Origin of the sequence: Mycobacterium sp. NAZ190054 (genome assembly GCF_001545925.1) — a bacterium.
Classification (GTDB): Bacteria; Actinomycetota; Actinomycetes; order Mycobacteriales; family Mycobacteriaceae; genus Mycobacterium.
This window is the reverse complement of record NZ_LMVQ01000355.1, coordinates 1-2,998: the sequence shown is the minus strand read 5'-3', so window position 1 is coordinate 2,998 and position 2,998 is coordinate 1. Positions and strand designations below refer to the sequence as shown.

Below are 2,998 nucleotides of genomic sequence, written 5' to 3'. Positions count from 1 at the left end.
GCTGCTGACGATGTGGTCGGGAATCCTGATCCTGGGGATCCTCGGGTTCCTGATGACGTTCCTCTACTCCCTGGTCTCCCGGACCATCGGTCGCTTGCGCTCGTCGGGCAGCTCGGTCTCGCCGAGACCCAGCTTGTCCTGGATCCGCTTCATCCAGCGCGGCGCCCACCAGCAGTCGTCGCCGAGCAGCTTCATGATCGCGGGCACCAGGAACATCCGGATGATCGTCGCGTCCAGCAGCAGCGCGATCAGCAGACCGAACGCCAGGTACTTCATCATCACCAGGTCGGAGAACACGAACGCCCCCGCGACCACCGCGAGCACCAGCGCGGCGCCGGTGATCAGGCGACCGGTGGTGGCGGTGCCGATGCGGATCGCCTCGGCGGTCGACATCCCGCGTTCCCGGGCCTCGACCATGCGGGAGACCAGGAACACCTCGTAGTCGGTGGACAGGCCCCAGATCACGGCGATGATCAGGCCGATCATCGGCGCCATCAGCGGCTGCGGCGTGTAGTTCATCAGGCCCGACCCGTGGCCGTCGACGAACATCCAGGTCAGGATGCCCATCGTCGAGCCGAGCGTCAGCGCACTCATCAACGCGGCCTTGATCGGCAGCACGATCGACCCGAACGCCAGGAACATCAGGATCGTGGTGGTGATGATCAGCACCGCCACCATCAGAGGCAGCCGGTCGAACAGGCTGTGAATGCTGTCCTGCTCGAGCGCCGGGGTGCCGCCGACGGAGATGTCGATGCCCCGGGGCGGCTGGATCGACCTGAGCTCCTCGATCTTCTGCGCCGCGTCGTTGCGGTCCACCAGGCCGTTCTGGATCACCCGGATCGACGGATCCTCCGAGCCGCCCTCCTGGACCGACCGCTCCTGCCACATCTTCGACGGGTCGTTGTCGGGATCGGTGAACCCGCTGATCGTCATCGCCTTGGCGCGGATCTCGGCGAGCTGCTGGTCGGTGACCGCCTCACCGTCCTGACGTTCGATCACCAACGTCAGTGGTTCGGTGCGGAAGCCCGGGAAGCTGCGGTCGAAGTCCTCCTGGGCCTGACGGACCCCGTTGTCCGGTGGCAGGTACTTCTCGCTGATACCGCCGAGAGCCAACTGCCCCAGCGGGATGACCAGCAGGATCATCACGATCAGGATGGGCGCGGCGAACGCGATCGGCCGCTTCATCACGACGTTGACCAGGCGGCCCCAGAACCCCTTCTCGACCTCGGCGCGGGTCTTGGTCTTCTGCGTCTTCTCGGCCAGCCACTCCAGGTAGACCCGCATCGGCTTCCAGTTGCGGAAGAACGGCACCCGCAGCAACGTGCGCACACCCAGGGCGTCGACGTTGTGGCCGAGGATCGCCAGCGCGGCGGGCAGCACGGTGACCGACAGGATCGCCGCGAGCATGACCGACGCGATGATCGCGTAGGTGATGGACTTCAGGAAGCCCTGGGGGAACAGCAGCAGCGGCACCGACGACGCGACGAGGATCACCGCGGAGAACATCACGGTGCGACCCGAGGTCATCACGGTGCGGCGCACCGCGGCCTCGGTGTCGTAGCCCTCGGCGATCTCCTCGCGGAACCGGCTGACCATGAACAGGCCGTAGTCGATCGCGATACCGAGGCCCATGAGCGTGACGACCGGCTGGGCGAAGAAGTGCACCGGCATGAACTCGGCGAAGATCCGCATGATGCCCAGCGCGCCGGCGATGGTCAACCCGCCGATGATCGCGGGCAGCGCCGCGGCGATCACGCCGCCGAACACGAAGAACAGCACGACCGCCACCAACGGGATGGCCGCGACCTCGGCACGTCTCTGGTCCTCGCCGATGGTGCCGGTGAGCTCACTGGCCAGCGGCTGGAGACCGGCCAGCGCGATGTTGCCGTCGTTGACGCGCTGCAGGTCGGCTTCGACGACCTGGTAGTTCTTCAGGATCTCGTCGTCGTTGTCGCCCTTGAGCGGGATGCTGATGAAGGTCTTCGAATCGTCCTCGGTCTTCATCTGCTGCACGGTCTCGGCCGTGCTGTCGGGTGCCCGCAACCAGCCGACCCAGCTGACGATCTGGTCCTCGTGCTCGGCGACCACGTCGTTCAGTTCGCCGGTGACCTTCTCGATCCACTCCGGATCGGTGACCTTCTCGCCGTCCGGCGGGGTCAGGATCGCCACCACGTGGCTGGTCCGATCACGACCGTAGGCCTCGTCGGAGACCAGCGACGCGTGGACCGACTCACTGCCCTCGTCGTAGAAACCGCTCTGTGTGACGTGCTGTCCCAGGCTGATGCCGTAGACGCCGCCGCCCAGGCACAGTGCGACCATGACACCGATCACCATGTATCGGTACTGGTACACCGTTCGACCCCACCAGGCGAACACGTAATGCTCCTATCGGTCTTCCAACATCCCTGTCATCTTCGGCCCCCGCACGTCGACCCCGGGGCTTTCAGTTATCTAGACGCGCGAGGTCAGCAGCGACGACAGCGGCCGGAACGGCTGCAGCCAGGCGCCCTGCTCGGGTAGCGAGTCAAGTCCGATCCGCGGTAACGGCTCCCGGAAGACACCGGGGATGTCTTCCAGGTCGACGAACTCCAAGGTATCCGACGCTAACGCCCAACTGGCATGTTCGCGAAATCCGAGCACCTGGACTTCGACGCCGCTTCTGGAGATGTCTTCCAGCGGCAGTTTGAACGCCTGCCCGTCGGCCGATGCCACGATCAGCCCGGCCAGCCCCTCACTGCGCCGCAGTGCGATGTGGTCGAGCATGTCGCTGTCGACGTCGCTGTCCTCGTCGACCTTGGGTTTGGCGAACACCGCTCGGATCGTCGTCGGCGGGAACAGTCGCTGCACGGCGATGAACATGGTTGAGGCGCCCAGCAGCACAGCGAGGGCGCCGGCGGTCAACCGGGTCAGCGTCTTCCGTGTCATCGCGGCGGTCTCTCCGGAATACCGTTGCGCGGGAACGGCAATTCAGCACGTGGTCCCGCGTCGTCGGGTGGCT

1 protein-coding gene and 1 pseudogene are annotated in these 2,998 nt (G+C 65.8%); both read right to left on the bottom strand.

The features are described from left to right. Positions 1-63 precede the first annotated feature (63 nt). Positions 64-2,376, bottom strand: a complete 2,313-nt coding sequence (locus tag ASJ79_RS21485) for an MMPL family transporter (RefSeq protein WP_369803735.1) — start codon at positions 2,374-2,376, stop codon at positions 64-66. 75 nt (positions 2,377-2,451) lie between these two features. Further along, positions 2,452-2,814 (bottom strand): annotated as a pseudogene (locus tag ASJ79_RS21480) (NYN domain-containing protein); the annotation flags it as partial. Positions 2,815-2,998 lie beyond the last annotated feature (184 nt).